23 protein-coding genes and 1 tRNA gene are annotated in these 22,003 nt (G+C 33.6%); 11 read left to right on the plus strand and 13 right to left on the minus strand.

Features of this window, described 5'->3' with window-relative positions:
• Positions 1-147 precede the first annotated feature (147 nt).
• The 6 genes from ABC346_RS16380 to ABC346_RS16405 form a co-directional block, all read right to left on the minus strand.
• Positions 148-594 carry a DUF6376 family protein gene (locus tag ABC346_RS16380; RefSeq protein ID WP_413235866.1) on the minus strand — a complete coding sequence of 149 codons (447 nt, stop codon included), beginning with the start codon at positions 592-594 and terminating at the stop codon, positions 148-150.
• 246 nt (positions 595-840) lie between these two features.
• Positions 841-1,125: a DUF3221 domain-containing protein gene (locus tag ABC346_RS16385; protein WP_413235867.1), complete on the minus strand. Its 285-nt coding sequence runs from the start codon at positions 1,123-1,125 to the stop codon at positions 841-843.
• 229 nt (positions 1,126-1,354) lie between these two features.
• Positions 1,355-1,696: a hypothetical protein gene (locus ABC346_RS16390; protein WP_413235868.1), complete on the minus strand. Its 342-nt coding sequence runs from the start codon at positions 1,694-1,696 to the stop codon at positions 1,355-1,357.
• Between the two features lie 120 nt (positions 1,697-1,816).
• The gene (locus ABC346_RS16395; protein ID WP_413235869.1) at positions 1,817-2,608 is read right to left on the minus strand and encodes a phosphotransferase family protein; all 792 of its coding nucleotides are present in this window, start codon (positions 2,606-2,608) and stop codon (positions 1,817-1,819) included.
• A 412-nt stretch (positions 2,609-3,020) separates the two neighbouring features.
• Positions 3,021-3,093, minus strand: a tRNA-Val gene (locus ABC346_RS16400).
• A gap of 461 nt (positions 3,094-3,554) precedes the next feature.
• The gene (locus ABC346_RS16405; RefSeq protein WP_413235870.1) at positions 3,555-4,196 is read right to left on the minus strand and encodes a hypothetical protein; all 642 of its coding nucleotides are present in this window, start codon (positions 4,194-4,196) and stop codon (positions 3,555-3,557) included.
• A 676-nt stretch (positions 4,197-4,872) separates the two neighbouring features.
• On the opposite strand from ABC346_RS16405, the gene ABC346_RS16410 reads away from it, so the two are divergent.
• From ABC346_RS16410 to ABC346_RS16435, 6 genes are all read left to right on the plus strand, one after another.
• Positions 4,873-6,603 (plus strand): ABC transporter ATP-binding protein, encoded by a 1,731-nt coding sequence (locus tag ABC346_RS16410; protein ID WP_413235871.1) that lies wholly within the window; start codon positions 4,873-4,875, stop codon positions 6,601-6,603.
• Entirely contained in the window at positions 6,593-8,398 is a 1,806-nt protein-coding gene (locus ABC346_RS16415) for an ABC transporter ATP-binding protein (RefSeq protein ID WP_413235872.1), read from the plus strand. The genes ABC346_RS16410 and ABC346_RS16415 overlap by 11 nt, the downstream gene beginning before the upstream one ends.
• Before the next feature lie 93 nt (positions 8,399-8,491).
• Complete coding sequence (locus tag ABC346_RS16420) at positions 8,492-9,217, plus strand: alpha/beta hydrolase (RefSeq protein WP_413235873.1); 726 nt, start codon at positions 8,492-8,494, stop codon at positions 9,215-9,217.
• 88 nt (positions 9,218-9,305) lie between these two features.
• Positions 9,306-9,818, plus strand: a complete 513-nt coding sequence (locus ABC346_RS16425; protein WP_413235874.1) for a YjcG family protein — start codon at positions 9,306-9,308, stop codon at positions 9,816-9,818.
• 9 nt (positions 9,819-9,827) lie between these two features.
• Positions 9,828-10,253, plus strand: coding sequence for a GNAT family N-acetyltransferase (locus tag ABC346_RS16430; protein ID WP_413235875.1), 426 nt, complete (start codon positions 9,828-9,830; stop codon positions 10,251-10,253).
• 114 nt (positions 10,254-10,367) lie between these two features.
• Positions 10,368-11,078, plus strand: coding sequence for a YetF domain-containing protein (locus ABC346_RS16435; protein WP_413235876.1), 711 nt, complete (start codon positions 10,368-10,370; stop codon positions 11,076-11,078).
• 66 nt (positions 11,079-11,144) lie between these two features.
• Here the strand turns inward: ABC346_RS16435 and ABC346_RS16440 are convergent, their stop codons facing one another.
• A complete protein-coding gene (locus tag ABC346_RS16440; RefSeq protein ID WP_413235877.1) occupies positions 11,145-11,399 on the minus strand; it encodes a hypothetical protein in 255 nt (84 codons plus the stop codon).
• 234 nt (positions 11,400-11,633) lie between these two features.
• On the opposite strand from ABC346_RS16440, the gene ABC346_RS16445 reads away from it, so the two are divergent.
• Entirely contained in the window at positions 11,634-12,104 is a 471-nt protein-coding gene (locus tag ABC346_RS16445; protein WP_413235878.1) for a CotY/CotZ family spore coat protein, read from the plus strand.
• Between the two features lie 44 nt (positions 12,105-12,148).
• On the opposite strand, the gene ABC346_RS16450 is transcribed toward ABC346_RS16445, so the two are convergent.
• A complete protein-coding gene (locus ABC346_RS16450) occupies positions 12,149-12,610 on the minus strand; it encodes a CotO family spore coat protein (RefSeq protein WP_413235879.1) in 462 nt (153 codons plus the stop codon).
• 237 nt (positions 12,611-12,847) lie between these two features.
• The gene (gene mgtE / locus ABC346_RS16455) at positions 12,848-14,227 is read right to left on the minus strand and encodes a magnesium transporter (protein WP_413235880.1); all 1,380 of its coding nucleotides are present in this window, start codon (positions 14,225-14,227) and stop codon (positions 12,848-12,850) included.
• A gap of 193 nt (positions 14,228-14,420) precedes the next feature.
• On the opposite strand from mgtE, the gene prpE reads away from it, so the two are divergent.
• On the plus strand, positions 14,421-15,170 hold the full coding sequence (prpE, locus tag ABC346_RS16460) for a bis(5'-nucleosyl)-tetraphosphatase PrpE (protein WP_413235881.1): 750 nt from the start codon (positions 14,421-14,423) through the stop codon (positions 15,168-15,170).
• On the opposite strand, the gene ABC346_RS16465 is transcribed toward prpE, so the two are convergent.
• The 3 genes from ABC346_RS16465 to yjbM are packed head-to-tail and all read right to left on the minus strand — an operon-like array spanning position 15,162 to position 17,496.
• The gene (locus ABC346_RS16465) at positions 15,162-16,061 is read right to left on the minus strand and encodes an RluA family pseudouridine synthase (RefSeq protein WP_413235882.1); all 900 of its coding nucleotides are present in this window, start codon (positions 16,059-16,061) and stop codon (positions 15,162-15,164) included. The two genes, prpE and ABC346_RS16465, sit on opposite strands and share 9 nt — an antisense overlap.
• A gap of 1 nt (position 16,062) precedes the next feature.
• Positions 16,063-16,866: an NAD kinase gene (locus tag ABC346_RS16470; RefSeq protein ID WP_413235883.1), complete on the minus strand. Its 804-nt coding sequence runs from the start codon at positions 16,864-16,866 to the stop codon at positions 16,063-16,065.
• A 21-nt stretch (positions 16,867-16,887) separates the two neighbouring features.
• Positions 16,888-17,496, minus strand: a complete 609-nt coding sequence (gene yjbM, locus ABC346_RS16475) for a GTP diphosphokinase (protein WP_413235884.1) — start codon at positions 17,494-17,496, stop codon at positions 16,888-16,890.
• Between the two features lie 171 nt (positions 17,497-17,667).
• On the opposite strand from yjbM, the gene ABC346_RS16480 reads away from it, so the two are divergent.
• The 3 genes from ABC346_RS16480 (at position 17,668) to ABC346_RS16490 (ending at position 19,637) form a co-directional block, all read left to right on the plus strand.
• On the plus strand, positions 17,668-18,234 hold the full coding sequence (locus ABC346_RS16480; RefSeq protein ID WP_413235885.1) for a CYTH domain-containing protein: 567 nt from the start codon (positions 17,668-17,670) through the stop codon (positions 18,232-18,234).
• A gap of 92 nt (positions 18,235-18,326) precedes the next feature.
• The gene (locus tag ABC346_RS16485) at positions 18,327-18,713 is read left to right on the plus strand and encodes a globin domain-containing protein (RefSeq protein WP_413235886.1); all 387 of its coding nucleotides are present in this window, start codon (positions 18,327-18,329) and stop codon (positions 18,711-18,713) included.
• An 18-nt stretch (positions 18,714-18,731) separates the two neighbouring features.
• Positions 18,732-19,637, plus strand: a complete 906-nt coding sequence (locus tag ABC346_RS16490; protein ID WP_413235887.1) for a ClpXP adapter SpxH family protein — start codon at positions 18,732-18,734, stop codon at positions 19,635-19,637.
• 555 nt (positions 19,638-20,192) lie between these two features.
• On the opposite strand, the gene pepF is transcribed toward ABC346_RS16490, so the two are convergent.
• Positions 20,193-21,998: an oligoendopeptidase F gene (pepF, locus tag ABC346_RS16495; protein ID WP_413235888.1), complete on the minus strand. Its 1,806-nt coding sequence runs from the start codon at positions 21,996-21,998 to the stop codon at positions 20,193-20,195.
• Between the last annotated feature and the right edge of the window lie 5 nt (positions 21,999-22,003).

The raw sequence follows: 22,003 nt of genomic DNA on the forward strand, positions 1-22,003 counted from the left end.
TCACTCCCTGCAACTTCCTATAACGGAATGTGGAAAAGGATTATTTATAGGAGAAGCACATTGACTTCTGTCTGGTTTAAAAAGACATCACAATTCGATGTTGTGATGTCTTTGGGAAGTAGTGACCTTGCGTATTTAACAAATTTTTTAACCTAACTCTTGAATCTGATTTACAAGTTCAGTAACTTGTTCAAGCGTTTGAAAAATCTCTGTATTTTCTATTATTGATGGATCTAATAATGCTCCATTGGCTAGATTAGATAGATATAAATCAATTCCCTCTAATGCGTTATTATTAACTTCTACCATCTGTTGATGAATACCCTCACCTATTTCAGGCACATCTAAATTATTAAACTCATTAATGTTCTCTTTTAGATTATTAAGTTCTGTCTCTAATTCATCCGCAGACTGTTCATCTGTTATAGCCTGCTCTGCTAGAGAGGGAGCTTTAGCTACAAAGTCATTAACCTCATTGGCATATTCTGTAGCCTCGTTGGCATAATTCAATGAATTATTTAGCCCCTCTAAAATTGAACACCCACCAAGTAAACCAATTAATAAGACCATTACGAATGCTATACCCTTTTTCATGGTTATATCCTCCTAAGAATCACATAAAATTTAGTATAACAGATACAACATATTATTATCTTTTTATAAGAAAAATTAAAGAAATCTTAACATAAAAAATAACGCTTATTCAGCGTTTTCGTCGTTAAGGACGGGAATTATAAGCAAAATACTAAAAATAAATTTAGGCAAAAAACCTATTTTTTCTTTCATAGTTTTCTCCTTTATTATTATTTCATAATCCTAACAATGGAAGAAACCTTCTTATTAATTCTCAATCAATTCTACAGAAAGTGTATTGATTTGAGCAGGATTCGATTCTAAAATAGTACCATCATATTCGACATTTATCTTGTCCCCGATTTGAAATGTTGCATCGTTATTCACGGAAAGGTCAACAAACACATCACCTTCTAAGCCTCCTAATTTAGAGTAAACGATTGCAATGTTACCGTTAATTTCATTGATTGTTCCTATAAAATAAGTACTTACTGTTTCAATTTCATTAATTTTTTTCATCACTTCTGTTAATTGAATTTGAACACCCCACAATAGGTAATAGCAAAACCTATAAGTATTCTAGACAACTGTTCTCTCCTTCTTTATATTGGAAATCTCACCCTTTTCTTTAAAATTAGATGCTGTTCTTTATTAAGTAAGCGCTCTCGATAATTTAAAAAGCAATTATTATCCCTTTGTGAATAAAAACATTGCTACGATTTACCGTTTCAAACCCTTTGTTTAGATAATATCATTTTTGCTTATACCCTTTGCTATTCCACTATTCTGCTCCTTTAACGGATAGAAATGTAAAATATACCTTTTGCAAAGTGGTCCAAAAAATTATTGATCCAATAATTCCTCCACCAACTAGAATGATTACAGCGAGAAAATCAAAAAGCAAATTAACCATTGGTATAATCATAACAATTGCACCTAATACCAAGGAGTAAACACTACTTAGTTTGCAAACAGTGTTTAAGTATTTTTCTTCTTTCAATTTTCCAATATTCCCTAGTAGTGAAATTTGCTTTCTTGACCATATTCTGTAACCTAGGTAAATAAAGATAAAACCTAATAAATTTGTGGATAGAATAAACCAAATAGGCAAATCGATAATCATATACACACAGCTCCCTTTTAAATCAAATGATATTCAAAAATATGGACAAATAACTGAATAATATTTATACCTGTTTAATGCTCTATTATTGAATAAGAGAAAACCTTTTAAAAGGTTACATTAAAAGAACTCATATAATCCATTTACAAAATAATCATATTCCTTATTATCAATTATCCTTCTTCCATATCCTTCAAAGAAAACTTCTCTATCTCCGTTTTCAAATACATTGGGTTTGGGTCGTACAGCTAAAGAAACGTCATATCTTGGGTCCCCGTATGTTCCACCCGCCCAATCAATAACCCCTGAAATCCTTCCATTATGAACTAATACATTATCAATTGTATAATCACCGTGAATTAATGTCTGTTTAAACTTATTTGGTATATTCATTTTGATTTTTTCAAGCAATTCTTCACTTCCATCTACCTTGAAATGTCTTAAATTGTATTCTGCTTTAAATAACATATCATCAATCCAAGGTTTATCAGGCATTAACTCAACAGGACAAGGTGTTGAATGAATCTGAGAAAGGACTTTCCCAAAATTATATATCAGATTTTTTCTTTTTTCTTGATTTTTTTCATTGGTTAAAGCAGATCTCAACGTTACACCCTCAAGGTACTCAATTAAAGCCCAAGAGTGATTTTTGCTACTTTCAACTATAAATTTCTTCACTTTGGGGATAGGTAAATTTGTTTTGGTAGACAAACAATTTAGTACAGAAACTTCTTCGTTTAGCCACAAACTATATAACGGTTCTTTTGTCCTTTTAAGAGCAAAAATGTTACTTTTATTCTCGATTATTCCTACATCTGAAGTACAACCTTGCCGAGGAAATCGAATTGAATTGATATCACCAACATATTGTACGATTTCATTAGGTATTTCTCTGATATGGATTGGCTGCAAATAAATACACCTCAATTCTAATAAAGTTTTTTTACTTTAGACATCAATTACACAAAAACTCGCAATGAAATAAAGACTATTCAAACTTTTCTTTTTGCATAGATTTCTTTAACAAATACTTCTTGAAGTCTAATTATGATTTAAGCAACATTACTACAAGTGTTTACACCCAGTCATTATTCTTAGGCATTTATACCGCTAAAGGATTATGGGAAGATGGCCAATATAACTTTCTACTATGCGACGATGTAGGAAAACCTTATAATCCGGAAAGCCTTAATAATTGGTGGAAAAACTTTATTGAGAGGCATAAACAAAAATATAGTAATTGGTCGGCATTTTGGATATAAAAAGAAGAAAGGCTTTCCTTCATAAAGAAGAGAAAGCCTTTCATATCAAGTGTTATTTAGGATGATTCCGATTGGGCTCGAACCAACGACCTCCACCCTGTCAAGGTGGCGCTCTCCCAGCTGAGCTACGGAATCGTATTTTGGTTATTTTATAAACGTTATTTATGTAGGCGTTCATCTTACTGATAAGTGTTCAAATGGCCATTCAATAAGTCGTAGGCTATATTCGTATTATATCGATTGGAGGGATACACTGCAAGCTTTATTTCACAAAGAGCAAATATATTATCAATAGATTCTTCGCAGGATATAATAACTTATTCGCTCTATAGTCACCCCTAACTAATTCCACTTACACCCTATCGCAATCATTTCATCTTCTAGAATTCTATATAACTTCTACTTATTCTGTTCGAGATTTATTTATCTTTAACTTACTAATTACAATTTTAACAAGTATTGCGAGAATGACTAATCCCTAAATCCCATACATAACTAGTAAGCTAGAATCATCTACTATAAGATCATAGACTATCACGGTAACTAATCAATTCCTGATACCGTTTCTTTATGTTTTAGCAATTTCAATACCCCTTCTAAAACTGTATATTTATTTTGTTAATAAGCTCAATAACCTTCTGATTATCCCCTGTATCAATTGAAACCAATTCAGTATTTTCAATTATATCTATGTAGAAGTCTTCACCAGCAGGATAACTGCCGTCCCATCGTAAAGGAACATTATAAACATTAATTGTACCGTTCCCATTGCCGCTATAAGTTACTGATCCATCCACTAGACGAGAACCCGCCAGTTGAATGACATCCTCTGGATATTTGGCACTGGTGTCATCGCCAGGATTAAGTGGTTCGCCAGCTGAAATATGTCGAACATTCAGTTCATCTATTTCCTGATTCTCCCCAATTTGTAACCAAACTCTTGCATATTCGATTTCCTCAGAAGAAAATTCAGATAGGGAATCATTTTCTGTACTCTTTGAATTTTCATCGTTCGTATCGTCGTCACTTACAGTTTCTTTCCCAATTATTGCTTCCACTTTGCCCTCTGCTTCATTCTTTTCCGGTTCATCCGTTTCTTCTTCATATTCCATAGAGAGATCATTTCCTTCAGATTTTGTTTCTGTTGATTCTTCATTTCTGTCTGAACACCCTATTACCAATATTGCTAATAGAAGAATCACAAACCAATAACAGTATTTTTTGATTGATTTCTTCATTTAGCCACCCCCTCTTTCACTAATTATAATTCTTCGCTTTTCACCACTTATACTATTTTAACATTTAATCTTTCGCTATTTTCTTACTATTGTAAAACCAATTCTAGTATTCTTCAAGAATAAGAATAGAAATAAAATTCAGCTAGTATAGATTATGGGAAAAAGCACCGTTAGTTATTATTCTCATAGGTTTTGGGACATTTGTAATTTTTATGTTGCTTTTCTTTTTCGGACCATCATTAGATCTGATCGAACAATGGTGCTGCCTATTTATATATCATGATTATTTATTTCATTGCGATTTTATTTATTTTTGTCTTTTCTACTATCAACAAGCAGAGAAATAATAAAGGATATGTTATTCATTCCACTTTCCTCATTACCACGCTATCGATTATCTTACTAAATTTCATCATGTAATTTTTCTTATGACGAGGGTGAAAAGATATTGAATAAGAAACTATTCGTCAATCTAAGATTTCTGGTATTATCGTTACCTTCTATTGTTTATTAAGACCGTTCTCTAAACGACAAAAATTTAGAAGGAATTAGTAAATCTGTTTTTGAGTATAAATATAAATTTCGCATACCGAAATAAATAACTGGATAATAAAGCTTTATCATCTTATAATAGTAAAAAAATTGTTTTTTATCTGAGATTGAAGGTGAATGATTATTGAGAAATGTTTTTTCTTATTTAAAACCTTATAAAGTTCCTTCTATTGTAGCATTTCTACTAATGTTAGTTGAGTTAGCTGTAGAATTGCTGCTTCCTTTATTTTTAGGGTTCATGATTAACCAGGGGATTGAGAACCAAGATTTAGGCAACATTGGTTTTTGGGGAGGTATTATGATTGGATTGGCGTTACTTTCTCTTGTTTCCGGAATCATTAATTCTTTTATTTCCTCCCATGTCAGTTTTTCGTATGGATATGATATACGTCAAAAACTGTTTGAAAAGATTCAAGATTTCTCTTTTGCCAATTTAAATCAATACCCTACATCTGCCTTAGTAACTAGGTTCACAAATGATATACGCCAAATTCAAAATACGATTTTTATGGCATTACGCATCATGGCGAAAGCTCCACTTACTGTAATTGGTGGGGTTATCATGGCTTTTATTGTAAATGCACAATTAGCAGCGATATTCTTAGTAACCGTTCCCCTGCTTGTTATTTTCTTATTATTTGTATTAAAAATTACGAGTAAGTTGTTCACGAAAGTCCAAAGTAATGTAGATAACGTAAATCGTGTCATGCAGGAGAATCTTGCTGGGATGCGTCTGATTAAGGCATTTTCACGTAGAGGTTTTGAAGAGGATAGATTTGGGATGGCGAATACGGAGCTTGCTAATGCAACCAAGAAAACATTTCGTATTGTTGAATCCACAGGTCCGATACTTCTACTTGTAATGAATGTGAGCTTAATTTTCATTATATGGTTTGGAAATGCACAAACTATTGCGGGTCAAGCGAATGTTGGTGAAGTAGTGACGATGGTAAATTATGCGCTTAGAGTGTCAATGGCAATCTCTATGTTCTCCTTCATTATAATGGCGATTTCACGAACAAAAGCATCTGCAGAGCGAATTGAAGAAGTACTTACATTGCATAATGAGCAAGAACAACAAGCTTCATCAGATGATAAAGAAGTGGTCAAATACGGAAAAGTAGCCTATGATCATGTTTCATTTACATATCCTAATGCAAAACAACCCACGTTAAAAGATATTTCTTTTAACGTCAATCCTGGAGAAAGTATAGCTATTATCGGAGCGACTGGTTCTGGAAAAACGTCACTATTTCAATTAATGCCGAGGTTATATGAACCGACTAATGGAACTATTTATGTGGATGATCTACCATTAGATAATTATTCATTTGCAAATTTACGGGACAGTATTGGATATGTGCCACAAAGCCCGTTATTATTTACAGGAACGGTATTTGATAACATTGCTTGGGGAAAACGAGAAGCGACAATGGATGAAGTAATTCAAGCTGCTAAAGACGCTCAAATCCACGACACTATCATGCAATTAGAAGGCAAATATGAGACACGTGTCGGGCAAAAAGGTGTAAACCTTTCGGGTGGGCAAAAACAGCGTATCTCGATTGCCCGAGCTTTAATTCGAAAACCTAAAATTCTCATGTTAGATGACAGTACAAGTGCTCTAGATTTAGCAACTGAAGCTCGATTTTTACAAGCATTGGAGAATTATCATTGTACCGTTTTTATCATAACGCAAAAAGTATCAACGGCGAAAAAGTCTGATCGAATCTTATTACTCGATTATGGTTCTATATTAGATATTGGTACTCATGAACAATTACTTCATAAATCAGTGCTATACCACTCCATTGCTGACTCCCAATTTGAAAAGGAGGCACATCATGCGAAATAGTTCTTTAAAAGCACCTTTTCAATATGAAAGAATTGATATATCAAATGTAGATGCAAAACAACAAAAAAAAGCTAAAAATATGGGAACCACACTTAAGCGAATATGGAAATATCTAGCAATAGAAAAAGGCATGCTTACACTCGTTATTTTAATGGTCCTTATTAGCTCGATATTTGCATTACTTGGCCCTTTTTTAGTTGGGAAAGCAATTGATAACTTCATAATTACGCAAGAAATTAACGGACTCGGGTATTTATTACTTTCTCTAATTGCAGTTTATATCATTCATTCTGTATCTCTGTTTCTCCAAAATTTTTGGATGGTTGGAATTGCTCAAAATACAGTTCATACGTTACGAAAAAATTTATTTGAACAATTTCATCGCTTACCAATTTCCTATTTTGATAAACGTCAACATGGAGAATTGATGAGTCGATTAACAAATGATATCGATAACATAAACAATACCTTAAATCAATCTGTTATTCAGATCTTTTCAAGCGTACTAACCTTAATTGGTACATTGGTTGTCATGCTTTATTTGAGCCCTATTCTTACAGTAGTAGCAATGTCGATTATTCCAGTTATGTATTTTGCGATGCGCTGGATAACTCGAAGAACAGGTCCACTATATAAATTGCAACAAAGGCACCTTGGTGAGGTAAATGGTTATGTAGAAGAGATTGTTTCAGGACAACACGTGGTGAAGACCTATTCTCAAGAAAATTACGTTACTAATCAATTCGAAAAAAGAAATAATGAATTAAAAAATACTGGTTTCTGGGCACTTACTATTTCTGGTTTTATCCCCAAGGTAATGAATATGTTAAACTTCTTAAGTTTTGGTTTAATCGCCTTAGTTGGTGGTATATTAGTGATTGTTTCAGATACTTCCCTAGTAACTGTTGGTACGATCGTAATTTTTACAGAATATGCTAGACAATTCACACGCCCGCTTAATGAATTATCCAATCAATTTAATATGTTATTATCTGCCATCGCTGGTGCAGAGCGTGTATTTAATGTTATGGATGAATCACAAGAAGAACGGGATGAAAAAGATGCCATAGAAATAAATGACACCGATGGTCACGTTGCATTTAACAACGTAACATTCGGATATGAAAACAGTAAAACCTTAGACAATATTTCATTTGAAGCTCGTCCAGGAGAAACGGTTGCTCTAGTGGGACACACTGGTGCCGGAAAAACAACAATCATAAACTTGATTTCCCGCTTCTATAATTACGATAGTGGATCAATTAATTTAGATGGAATCGATATTAAAAAAATTAAACGTTCTAGCCTTCGTAGCCATATGGCATTTGTATTACAGGATGCATTCTTATTCCATGGTACAATTAGAGAAAATATTCGATATGGAAAGTTAACTGCAAGTGACTACGAAGTGGAGCAAGCAGCCAAAAACGCCAATGCATACGAATTTATTTCTCATTTACCAGAAGGGTTTGATACGATTCTCGACCAAGATGGTAGTGGTATCAGTCAAGGGCAGAAACAGTTACTTACTATCGCTAGAGCATTACTTGCAGAGCCTAAGATTTTGATCCTCGATGAAGCAACAAGTAATATTGATACAATCACAGAGATTAAAATTCAAGAAGCTCTAAAAAAACTAATGCAGGGTAGAACAAGTTTTGTAGTTGCTCATCGATTAAATACAATTCGTGAAGCTGATCAGATTTTGATGATGAAAAATGGGAAGATCATTGAAAAAGGAAGTCACAATAGTTTAATGAAACAAAAAGGGTATTACTATGAGCTTCATAGCTAATACCTTTCTTTTCTTTCCTTGTTCTAAGTGACAGTGTGCATTATCGGTGATAGACTAACGATATACCAAAATATTAAGGCAGAGGTGGAAATTGTGGGAAGAAAAGGGAAAATGATTGAAAAACAAATTGATAGCGATTATCTACATGAATCAATGGCTATACAAATTTATCAGCCAGAATCATTTTCTGACTTATATAAGTATGATATTTGTATCATGCAAGATGGAAATGATTATTTCCAAATGGGCAGAGTAGCGACCTTAAGCGATCGACTACATGAATCAAAAGAAATAAATAATACAGTATTTGTTGGTATTCATTACAAGGATAAACATGATCGAAGAAAAAAATATCACCCTTCTGGTGAACAAAATAAAGCTTATATAAAGTTTCTTGTTCATGAAGTGGTTCCTTTATTAGATTCAATAATTCCTACTTATCATATGGGTAGATCGCGTAGTTTAATTGGAGACTCTTTAGCTGGTACATTAGCATTGATGACTGCTATTCAGTATCCCAATACGTTCGGAAAAATTGCTATGCAGTCTCCATATGTAGATGATAGTGTACTGGAAGCAGTTGATAAAATTGATAATCTTTCAACTATCGATATTTATCACACCATTGGTACAGCAGAAACAGATGTTTCGATGACTGATGGAAACCGAGCTGATTTCTTAACTCCAAACCGCAAACTTCATGACATGTTGCAAGAAAAAGGTGCAACCTACCTCTATCATGAATTAGATGAAGGTGAACACACATGGAAGTATTGGCAAAAAGACATGAAACGATTATTAACAAGTTTATTTGAATAAGTTTCTATTTATCGTATATTTTTGCTATACTATAAAAAACAATTTCTGATTATTAATTAAAGAACGAATTGCTATAGGAGGTTACATTATGAAATACGGTATTGCAATATTCCCATCTAAATCAATCCAAGATCAAGCTAACGCTTTAAGAAAACGATATGATCCACGTTATTCATTAATTCCGCCTCACTTAACATTAAAAGAATCTTTTGAAGCTGACGAAGAAATATTAAGTGAAACAGTTGAGGAACTTCGTAAGATTGCAAAAGAAACAGAGCCGTTCCATATTCAAATTAATAAAGTAAGTACGTTTGAGCCAGTAACAAATACCATTTATTTCAAAGTAGAACCAATTCAACAACTTAATGACTTGCATTCTAAATTACACGAAGGTAAATTTGATGATAATCAGACTCATCCATTTGTACCTCATATCACAATTGCTCAAGATTTGGAGCATGATGAGTTTTCCGATATCTTAGGGAGATTACAAATGGAAGGATTCCATCTGGAAGATTACGTTGACCGGTTTCAACTATTGTATCAACTGGACAATGAGTCTTGGACAGTATACCAAACATTCGTTTTAGGAAGGGATTAATTTTTTAGCATGAGAGTTAAAATTGCAGAATCAAGAGAAGAATTAGAACAAGCATATCATATTCGAATGGTTGTATTTGTAGAAGAACAGGAAGTACCAGCTGAGGAAGAGTTAGATGAACATGATGCTACCGCTACTCATTTCTTAGCCTTTGAAAATAACCATGCTATTGCAGCAAGTCGCTTAAGATTTACTGATGAGGGTTATGGCAAATTAGAAAGAATTTGTGTTTTAAAAGATCATCGTGGAAAATCCGTTGGTAAACAGCTGATAAGCGCCATGGAAGAAGAAATTAAACTTCAAAATTACCATAAGGCAAAATTAAATGCCCAAACTCACGCATTAAACTTCTATAAAAAATTAGGATACCATGTGATATCGGAAGAATTTATGGATGCAGGAATACCGCATGTAACCATGGTAAAAGATTTATAATTACGCAGGGAATCAGTTATTTAACTGGTTCCCTTTTTTTATTTCTTCCGTACATGATTATTACATTTTCGGCAACACTAAGCTTTGAATGCATATATGAAGGGAGATTTCATTATGGGTGGATATTTCAGCATGTTTTTTGAGATGATAATTGGCTTTATTGCACTTTTTCTTGTTACTAAAATACTTGGGAAAACGCAGATTTCACAAATCACTCCCTTTGACTTTATTGCAGCATTATTGCTCGGAGAATTAGTAGGTAATGCTCTATTTGATCAAAATGCCGGAATCATTGATATATTATTTGTAATTGCCATTTATGCAGTGATTATGTATATCTCCGAAATTATCTCACAAAAATATAAGCATACTCGACACATGTTAGAAGGCTTCCCATCCATTGTTATTTATAACGGGAAGTTAATTCGAGACACGATGAAGAAAAACAAATTAGATATAAACCAATTACAACATTTACTTCGTACAAAGGATACATTTTCAATTCAGGAAGTGGAATTTGCCGTTTTAGAAGCAAATGGCACTTTATCCGTTTTAAAAAAATCGGACTATCAAATGCCTACTCGAAAAGATTTAAAATTGAGTGCAACAGAAGTTGATTTATCCACAACATTGATTAATGACGGGGAAGTAATCGTGGATAATTTAAAAGAAAAAAACCTTAGTATAGAATGGTTGACGGACCAAATTAAGGAACAGGGCTATGAACGGATAGAAGAAGTATTTTATGCAGAGTATATCAAAGACAAGCCTCTTTTCCTTCTCCCCTATGTAAACCGTAATCACCAGAGATGGGAAGTGGACTAAAAAATTAGAAGACAAGTATCTTATTCTACATTTTAGAATGAGGTACTTTTTTAATTCTGAAATAACTTACACATAATCGTTAAAATTTCTGCCTTTCCCAGTATAAAGGCTAATTTCTTCATTTGAAATATACCGTGACGCTTTTCGTTTTTCGTCAACAGAGGGATGTAACCCTTCATGCCTCGCAGCAACTTCTTGATGTTTTTGATCTAACAATACTTTGAACGGACCTTCAATATAATTTCTATTCGTCTTCACTTGTGACACTCGTAGCTGATAATCTTGATATTGATAATGCTCGATTGGAAGAATATAAGCCATATCAAGTCTCCTTTCTCAGCATAATTATATATATTATACGTATAGAGCCATTAATAATTGACTGTTGTATAAAAGAATATACCCTTTTTTCTGAAAAAACAAACTCCAATCCAGTATTTATTTTTATATTTCTAGTCATACTCACAGTTTTTCTTATATATGCCCACACCATCCATGCTATGACACATATCCTATAAGGAAAGTAAATTCAAATTGCGAAAGGAGATATTTTTCATGGGTTGTGGAAAAAATAACGATACGGGAAGTTGCGTTGCAGATATTTTAAAAGATATTGTTGACGCTCAAAATGACATTGTAGAAAATTGTTGTGATACGAGCTGTGATCAATCCATCAACGACTTGCTAGGTGAGAACGATACCTCTAACGGTTTAGATACAGTTCCAGTTATCCTATATTGCAAGGATTGTAAACCATTCAAAGGATTTGGTGCTGTTCGCGAACACAGAAGCAAAATTGGCGATATCCTTTCTAGCTTCATCTTCCGTGTCAAAAAAGTAGATAAAGATAATTGCGCAGTTCTTGAATTGCTACTCAGTGACGGAGAAAGCTGTGGATATGATCACTTAAAAGATCCAACTGAACAAAGCACACATGATTTAGAGGCTACAGGTATTTGTATTACAGTCGATTTAGATTGCTTCTGCCATGTAACTTGCTTACCAGCAATCAATGCATTTCGTTAATAGAATGCACAAAACACCATTCAGAAAGCCTGAATGGTGTTTTTTTAGAATCCTAATAATTGGATATCTTTTATATCATCAAAAGTTATTTCAATAATGCTTTTTCGTCTAGATGGGCGAAATTTCACGTTTTCTTTTGTCGTTTCTATAATTACCCCTCGGTACTTTTGATCATCTGTAATTACTAAACAATGAACTGGAGGGGCATACTCAGAACGGCTAACAAAATAATCAATCTTTTCACTTATAGACATATCTTTAAATTGTTTTTTTTCTCTATCGTCTTCAGGATTTTCTTGCTCTGAATTTTCTTTATTAGCTGTTACATTTATTAGTCTTCCACCCCTTGTTTTCCTAGGGATTATGGATTCCTTCTTCACATTTTCAGACTGTACGTTTTCACTACGATTCCCCATATAATGATGTTGCATCGAGGCTTTCGGCTGATTCAAATTGGGCTGATGAATATAAAGCAATGGCGCTTTTGCATATTCTTTTTTTGACATTATTTCATACTCCCTTCATTCCGTCCTCTAGTTAGTATATGTACCCAGAAATAATTTGTGTGCATTGTCCTAGTACTTCATAACAAAACAAGATAGTTCAGAAATGATAAATGTAAGATTCAGTATTAGAGTATACATAATTCTGTTTGATAAAAAGCCTTGTTTACCAGGTGCCGTTTTTAAAGTGACTTAAATAATTAAAAAGAAAAAGAAGCCCTAATTAGAGCTCCTTTAACCTTATATTAAATAATTCATAAATGTCGTTGCCATTCCAAAATAAATTAAAATGGAAATTAAGTCATTAATCGTCGTAATAAAGGGACCCGATGCAACAGCCGGATCAATATTGAGTCGGTTCATAAACATAGGAATTAATGTTCCTGCCAACGTTGCAACAACTAAGGATGCCATAATTGAGAATCCTACTAGAAACCCTAAATACACGTTCCCTTGCCATAAGTAAATAATTAATACTAAAATACTTCCACATACTGTACCTGTAATCAGACCTGTAATCGCTTCTCTTCCAACGAGCTTCCATTTATCCGAATTATCATAATCTCCTGTAGCCATTCCACGAACTGCAACTGCCAAAGCTTGCGTACCAGAGTTACCTGCCATTCCAGCAATCAATGGAATAAATATTGCTAGTACTGCAACCTGATTTAATGTATCTTCAAACCTTCCAATCAAACTGGCTGTAAGCATCCCTAAAAACAGTAGAATTACTAGCCAAGGTAATCGTTTCCTGGCTGAACGAAAAGCATTGTCATCTTTTATATCTGTATTGGACATCGCAGCAAGCATGGAATAGTCCTCACTTGCTTCTTCTTCCATAACGTCTAAAATATCATCAACAGTGATTATTCCGAGCAAGTGATCTTGAAAATCTACAACAGGAAGTGCAAGAAAGTCATAATCACGAAACATTTGCGCTACTTCTTCTTGGTCTTTCGCAACGGAAACCGCAACAACTTTTGTACTCATCAATTGTTCAATCTTTGTTTCATCATCGGCAATTATTAAATCACGAATAGAAAGTACACCTACTAAACGCTTATCTCCATCCAAAACAAACAAATAATAAATGGTCTCGGCATCTGGTGCCTCTGTTTTCAACAAACGCATTGTTTCCACTGCGGTCATATCGTTATAGATGGAAACATATTCCGTGGTCATAATACTACCAGCGGTTTTTTCCTCATAGTGCAGTAATTGTTTAATCTCATTTGCGCTTTCTTGATCCATAATTGTTAAATAACTAGCTACTTTTTCTTTATCTAATTCATTTAAAATATCTACCGCATCATCGGCTGGCATCTCCGCAAAAATCATCGCAGCATACCTCGGATCCATCTCCTCAAAAAACGCCGTTACATCTTCAAGATCAATATTTATAAGTATTTCTGACATTTCTTCAGGAGATAAATACGTATATATCTGCCCTCTTGCTTCTTCATCCTGTTGATTAAAAAACATCGCTTGATCATAAGGATGAATGTCTAAAAATTCTTCACGAAAAACTTCAATTTCCTTATTTTCAAGGGCTATTTTCACTTTTTCGATATGCTCTTGAAATTGTTCCTCATATTGAGTGTCATAACGCTCTTGTTTCATTATTAATCCCCCCAGTTCCCATCACACACATATTATTATTTTTCCCCGTTGATTAAAAATCAAACAGAAAGTAGGATAAGACATTAAAGTTTGACAATGCTAATATAAGAGTATATATAGTATGAATCAACCAACTTTTATAGATTAAAACACTGGAACGTTTTCCGTCAAATTTTAAAAGGAGACTAGTGAAATGAAAATTGATATTATCGGAGATGTGCATGGTTGCTTAGAGGAATTAGAAGCATTACTACATAAATTAGGATACAGGAAGAAAAATGATTCTTACCATCATGATACTAATCGTCGTATAGTCTTCTTAGGAGATATTACAGACCGCGGCTCAAATTCAATTAGAGTAATAGAATTGGTCTATCAGCTTGTAGTAAAAGAAAAACTTGCTTACTATATCCCTGGTAATCATTGCAACAAGCTTTATCGGTTCTTTCTCGGTAATAAAGTAATGGAAAAACACGGATTGGAAACAACAACAGCGGAATACCGAAGCTTGTCAGAAGAGAAACAAAACAACATAAAAAACAAATTTATGGAGCTCTACGAGAATGCTCCTCTTTACCTTCACTTTAAAAATATAAATGTATTAATCGCCCACGCAGGTATACCAGAGCACCTAATAGGCAGAGAAGATAAGCGTACAAAAACATTCGTGTTATATGGGGATATTACAGGAGACTTCGATACAAAAGGAAAACCAATTCGACGCGATTGGGCGAAACACTATCACGGCGATACATGGATTGTATATGGACATACTCCTGTACTTGAACCAAGAATTATAAATCATACAATAAATATTGATACTGGTTGTGTATTTGGTAACAAATTGACGGCATATCAATTCCCAGAGAACGAATTTGTTTCTATTCCTTCTAAACAACCGTTTATCGCTGATAAATTTACTGATTTTGACATATCAAACTAAAATTAAACGTTTCAATAACATTTCCATATCTGTTGGAAGATCTACGTCAAGCTGAATTTTTTCATTCGTTATTGGATGCATCCATTTAATTTGCTTACAATGCAAGGCTTGACGTTTCATAATATCTTTGTATCCCCCATACATATCATCACCGTATAAAGAATGCCCTAGATATTGAAAATGTACTCTAATTTGATGTGTTCTTCCTGTCTCTAATTTTACTTCTAATCGTGAAGCTCTAATATTAGAGTGTAAGACAGTAAAGTTTGTAATAGCCTGTTTACCATTGATTAAATCTACCGTACGCTCAATAATCGATCCTTCTTTCCGACCGATAGGGGCATCAATGATACCTGACTTTTGGATTATTTCCCCATGAGCAATAGCTTCATATACACGATGAATTTTTCCTTCTTGTTGCATTTGTGAAAACAAAGAATGAATGTATTGGTTTTTTGCAATTAAAACAAGGCCCGAAGTCTCGACATCTAGCCTGGTAACAATATGAATGGTAGAAGTTATTGAATTTTTTTGATAATAATAACTTAATCCATTGGCTAACGTATTATTACGATGATTCATCGATGGAAGACATGCTTGGCCAGCAGGTTTATTTACAACAAGGCAGTACGCATCTTCGTAAATAATGTCGAGAGGTAATTCCTTCGGCGTTATCATATCACTAGGTACCTCACTAGGAAGTACTATTTTTAAGATGTCTTCGCTCTGCAATGTATACGTTACCCATTGTGACATTCCGTTTACTTGTATACTGCCTGGTTCCTTCTTTAAAGAAACAAGTAACCTTCTAGAAAAATGATGGATTTGTTGTAAATATGTTTTAATCAACATGCCTTCTTCATTCTTCATAATTGTCCACCGTAAAATCAAGTTAATCTTCCTCCGATACAAAGGAATCTCGAACTCGATTCCAAAAAGGGAATTGCTTAAATCGAGCAAACCGTACCTTCTCTTTAGCTACTCTACATTGTATCGATTTTACACTTTGATAGTTCTTTGTAAAATGATCAATTTGAATAAGAAAACTGCTATCTACCATTGGTTTTAAGAAACAAGTATGATGTTTTGGAAGGATAAGTGGTGAACCAATGGTACGAAAAACACGATTATTAATGGACGCATTCTCTGTAATTTGGATTGCTTCTAATGATGGATGTAGGATTGCACCTCCAAGTGCTTTATTATAAGCTGTACTTCCTGAAGGTGTAGAAATACAAATTCCATCTCCACGAAATGTTTCAAAATGTTCTCCTTTTATTTCCACATCAAAGACAACCGATGAACCATCAGCTGTTTTTATCATCGCTTCATTTAAAGCAAGAATACGGTCTTCCTTCCCACCTGACTTCCCTCTAATAATGACTTCTAATAATGGGTACTCCACTGTTTGAAATGGAGTTTTTGCAATCTCTATTATTAATCTTTCTACATCGTTTGGAGTCCAGTCAGTATAAAATCCTAAATGACCTGTATGTATTCCAATAAAAGCTGTATCCTCTAATCGATGAACATAGCGATGAAATGCTTCAAGGAAAGTACCATCTCCTCCAACAGAAATTACTAAGTCGGGGGTCTCCTTATCATAAACCAATCCAAAATCCGATAAATATTGACGCATCATTGCTTTTATTTTTTCGGAACGATCATCACCTTTTGAGACAATTTTAAAGTTCATTTATTATTTCTCCTTCGACTATTATTTACGATGAAACATTCGTTGTGCTTCATGAATTTCACTTCTTATTTTAGACATTTCTTCATCTAATTTAAAGGCCGCTTCAGCCGCTTTTTGTAATCGTAATCTAACCTCGGATGGTAACTTTCCATCATATTTATAATTTAATGAGTGTTCGTTTGTTGCCCAAAAGTTCATTGCCAACGTTCGAATTTGTATTTCTGCCAGTACAATCATTTCTCCGTGAATGGTTTCCACTGGATAATTGATAATCATATGGTATGACCGGTAACCACTATCTTTTTTATGGGATACATAGTCCTTTTCTTCCACTATTTCAAAGTCATTTCTATTTTGAAGCATATTTACAATCGTATATATATCATCAACAAATTGACAAACAACCCTCACACCAGCGATATCTTGCATTTCTTTTTCCACATTCTCTATAGCAATACCTCGGTTTTGTGCTTTTTCGATGATACTTGGTACTGGTTTCACTCTCGCTGTTACAAATTCAATTGGTGAGTGACTTGATTCTTTTTCATATTGAGAGCGCATCCCTTTTAACTTTACTTTTAATTCTTCGACTACTTGCTTATATGGAGCAAGTGTTGATTCCCAATTCATGGTTATCACCCTAAACGTATTCTAATAATTGCCAATCCTATTTTATCATACTCCACATAATCAACAAGTACTATCCTCGCTATTTAATAACGGGAATAGTTATTTTTTGCATTGAATACTGTTATTAGCCATAATAGATATAAGCTATCAACGAATAGGAGAACAATAACGATGTCACAAGAAATTGAAATCGAATATAAAAATTTATTAACCAAGGATGAATATATTCAGTTACAAAAGGATTTATCCTTTCCAACTTCATCTGTTGAACAAACGAACTATTATTTTGAGACAAAAAATTTTGATTTGAAGAAACATGGATCAGCTTTACGAATTAGAAAGAAGCAGAATCAATATTATTTAACCTTAAAACAACCACATGAAGAAGGATTGTTAGAGACTCATGATGCTTTAACGGAGAAAGAATTTCAGAAATGGATACAAGGTGAAATAATTTCAAAACCACATACAACTAAACAATTAAATGAAATGAATATCTCACCTTCTAATCTTAATTATGCTGGATACCTGACAACCAATCGAATGGAAATTGAATTTAATGGTACTCAATTGGTTTTAGATCATAGTAATTATTTAGATACAGAGGATTTTGAATTAGAATTAGAAGCTTCTACAAAAGAACATGGGGAAAAAGTATTTCATATTTTACTAAACAAATATAATATACCTATTCGACAAACTCCTTCTAAAATAGAGCGTTTTTTCCAACAAATGTAACGTTTTTAAAGATTATGGAGAAATATTCCTCAATCAGATTGGTTGAACAACCATAACTGGGTTGCTACAATAGTTACACAAGGAGAATTGTTATGGAACAGATTGAACATCGTACCATTTATGAAGCCATTGGTGGCTATAGAGTAATGCATAATATTGTTCATGCATTTTATACAAGAGTTAAGGTTCATCCAGATTTAAAGCCAATATTTCCAGATGACTTAACAGAAACAATCCGGAGACAAATGATGTTTCTTACACAATTTTTCGGTGGACCTAGATTGTATGAAGAAGAAAGAGGTCACCCAATGTTACGTAGGAGACACCTTCCCTTTCCCATTACACCAACACGAAGAGATGCTTGGTTAACATGTATGGCAGCAGCTTTAGAAGAAGCTGAAATTAAAGAACCCTATCGTACAGCTATGATGGAACGTTTAACACTAACTGCTAATCACATGATGAATATGCCTGAATGAGAGAAAGGAGAATCCGATGTGAGTTGGAATCAACAAGAGCTTACTAGCTCAAATCATACAAACACATCGCCCAATTATAACTATATTGATTATGTTCAGAAGCCAATAGAAATGTATGTTTTTATTGATCCATTATGTGCAGAATGTTGGTCATTAGAACCGTATATAAAAAAACTTTCTGTTGAATACGGACGTTTTTTTACCATTAGGCAAATTGTAAGTGGTCAATTATCTAATCTTAATGTAGATGTATTTGAAAAACCAAAAAAATTAAAAGACATTTGGGAGCGAACTGCAAAACGGACAGGGATGAGTTGTGATGGTGATATATGGGATGAAAATCCAATCGATTATCCTTATGTACCTTCCTTAGCAATAAAAGCTGCAGAGCTACAAGGAAAAAAAGCAGGAAAAATGTTTGTACGCAAGCTCCAGGAGAACTTATTTATTAATAAAGAGAATATTTCCGAAGAAAAAATACTATTAAAATGCGCAACCGAAGCGAACTTAGATATTGAAGAATTTGAACGTGATTTATTTTCTTCTAGCGCAAAAAAAGCACTACAGTGTGATTTAAAATTAACGAGAGAGATGGAAGTTGATTATATTCCAACAATCGTTTTTTTCAATCAATCTGTTGAGGAGGAAGGTATCAAAATTTCTGGACTTTATCCGTACGACATCTATGAGCTCGTTCTAAAAGAGATTTTGCAAAAAACACCAATTCCATCAGCTACACCACCTTTAATTGATTTTTTAAAACAATACGAAGTGGTGGGAACAAAAGAAATATCTGTCGTATATGATTGGTCTTTAGATAAAGCAGAGAAAGAAATGAAAAAATTACAGTTTCAACAAATTGTGGATCGGATCCCAGCAAAGTACGGTTCATTCTGGAAATATATAGACACTAAAAAAAGCTAAGACTCGGGCAGAGTCTTAGCTTTTTTATAACAAAAATATAGGATATACGGGGCAGCGTATATCCTATTTCCGTCTTTGTATATCTACAAAGGGGGATGGGAGAAAGTTTCATGATCAAACAAAAGGGGTATTTGTTTGTATTCAACTTACATTTTAATATTAACAATTCATCGTTATAGATGCAACAGTTATGTTCATGTTTTCACAAAAAGTTCACTTCTAAATTAATTACGCTATACATAGACTCTACTAGCTAGTTCATTCCAACTTATGAAAGGAGGAAGTTGGCAAAGATGCGTAGGCGCAAAAATTATTTCCCATTTCTATTCTTTATCCTTACCGTTTTAGCATTCTTCTTAAATTTACTTGCTTTGTTAAAAATGATGCCAGTGTATTTTACAGCTCCCCTTTTTATTATTTGTATATATTTAACTTTACATTCGATCAGTAAAATGAATACGTCATATCGATAACTCTTATGTTTTATGAATTCGAGTAAAAGTATGTACCAGAATGTAAAAAGAGTTCGAGTATGTTAACTCGAACTCTTTTTACTTAGCTCAATAATTGTTCCATTTCCGCTAATTTTTCTTCAAAGACATCTAATGCATCTAAAATTGGTTGTTTGGATGTCATATCAACACCGGCTTTTTTCAATACATCAATCGGATCTTCACTACTGCCGGATTGTAAGAATTGTAAATAGCGATCAACGGCTCCTTCTTTTCCTTCTAATATATTATGTGCAAGTGCAGTAGCAGCAGAATATCCTGTCGCATATTGGTACACATAATAATTGTAATAGAAGTGAGGTATTCTAGCCCACTCCAATCCAATATAATCATCGGAAACTACATCTTCACCAAAATATTTCTTATTTAATTCATAGTAAATTTGTGTGAATTTCTCTGCTGTTAATGCTTCACCATCCTGATCTTGTTTGTGAATTTCATGTTCAAATTCAGCAAACATTGTTTGACGGAACAATGTACCTCTAAATCCTTCTAAGAAATGGTTTAAGATATATAACTTTTCCTTTTCATCTTCTAAATGATTTAATAAGTAATCATTTAACAATGCTTCGTTTGTAGTAGAAGCAACTTCTGCTACAAAGATAGAATAATTACCATAACGGAACGGCTGATGCTTTCTTGAATAATAACTATGCACAGAGTGACCTAATTCATGTGCTAGTGTAAATGTATTGTTAATATCATCCTGCCAATTCATCAAAACGTATGGATTTGTTCCATAAGCACCAGATGAATACGCACCGCTTCGCTTCCCTTTATTTTCTTCGACATCAATCCAACGATTCTCAAATGCAGATTCTAATACTTTTTTATAGTCGTCACCGAGTGGTTTTAGACCTTTTAATACATAATCTTTTGCTTCTTCATATGTTACCTTCATTTTTACATCTTTCACTAATGGAGTGTACAGATCATACATATGCAACTCCTCTAATTCCAATACTTTTTTACGTAACTTTGTATAACGATGTAGCAATGGTAATCGTTCATTTACTGCTTCTACTAAGTTATCGTAAACTTTTTCTGGAATATTATTATCATCCAAAGCAGATTGTCTAGCACTATCATAGTTACGTACTTTTGCGCTAAAGTTGTGCGCTTTTACCGTACCACTTAAGGTTGAAGCAAATGTATTTTTAAAGTTTTCATATGTTTGATACACAGCATCAAACGCACTTTTTCTAACGTCTCTATCCTTTGACTCTAAAAATGTAGAATATCTTCCATGTGTTACAGCTACCTCTTCTCCATCTTCATTGGTGATCGATGGGAATGTTAAATCTGCGTTATTTAGCATTCCAAAAGTTTGAGATCCTGTAGACATCGGCTCAGATGCTTCTGCTAATAACGCTTCTTCTTTTTCACTTAACACATGCGGACGTTGTCGATTAATATCTTCAAGTACTTTCTTGTATCCTTGTAATCCTTCATGTTCTTCTACAAACTGTTGCAATTTATTTTCTTCTATTGTAAGTATCTCAGGTACAATAAAACTTAGATTACTTGATGCAATCGTTATTAAATTCTCTGCTTGTGCATTCAACCCCTGATAAAAAGAGTTGGTTGTATCTTGATCATAACGCATATGTGCATAAGTATATAACATACCTAAACGCTGAGAAAGCTCATCTTGCATTTTAAATAAAGAATATAAAGTATCCGCGGATTCATGTAGCTTCCCTTTAAATTCTGTTATTTTAGGAAACGTCTCTCTTAATGATTTAAGTTCTTCTTTCCACTCATCATCACTAGCAAAAATATCCTCTAATTTCCAAGTAAGCTCTTTGGGTATGTCATCTCTTTTAGGTAATTGTTTTGCCTTACTCATGTGTA

The organism is Oceanobacillus phoenicis (assembly GCF_047238145.1).
Lineage (GTDB): Bacteria > Bacillota > Bacilli > Bacillales > Amphibacillaceae > Oceanobacillus.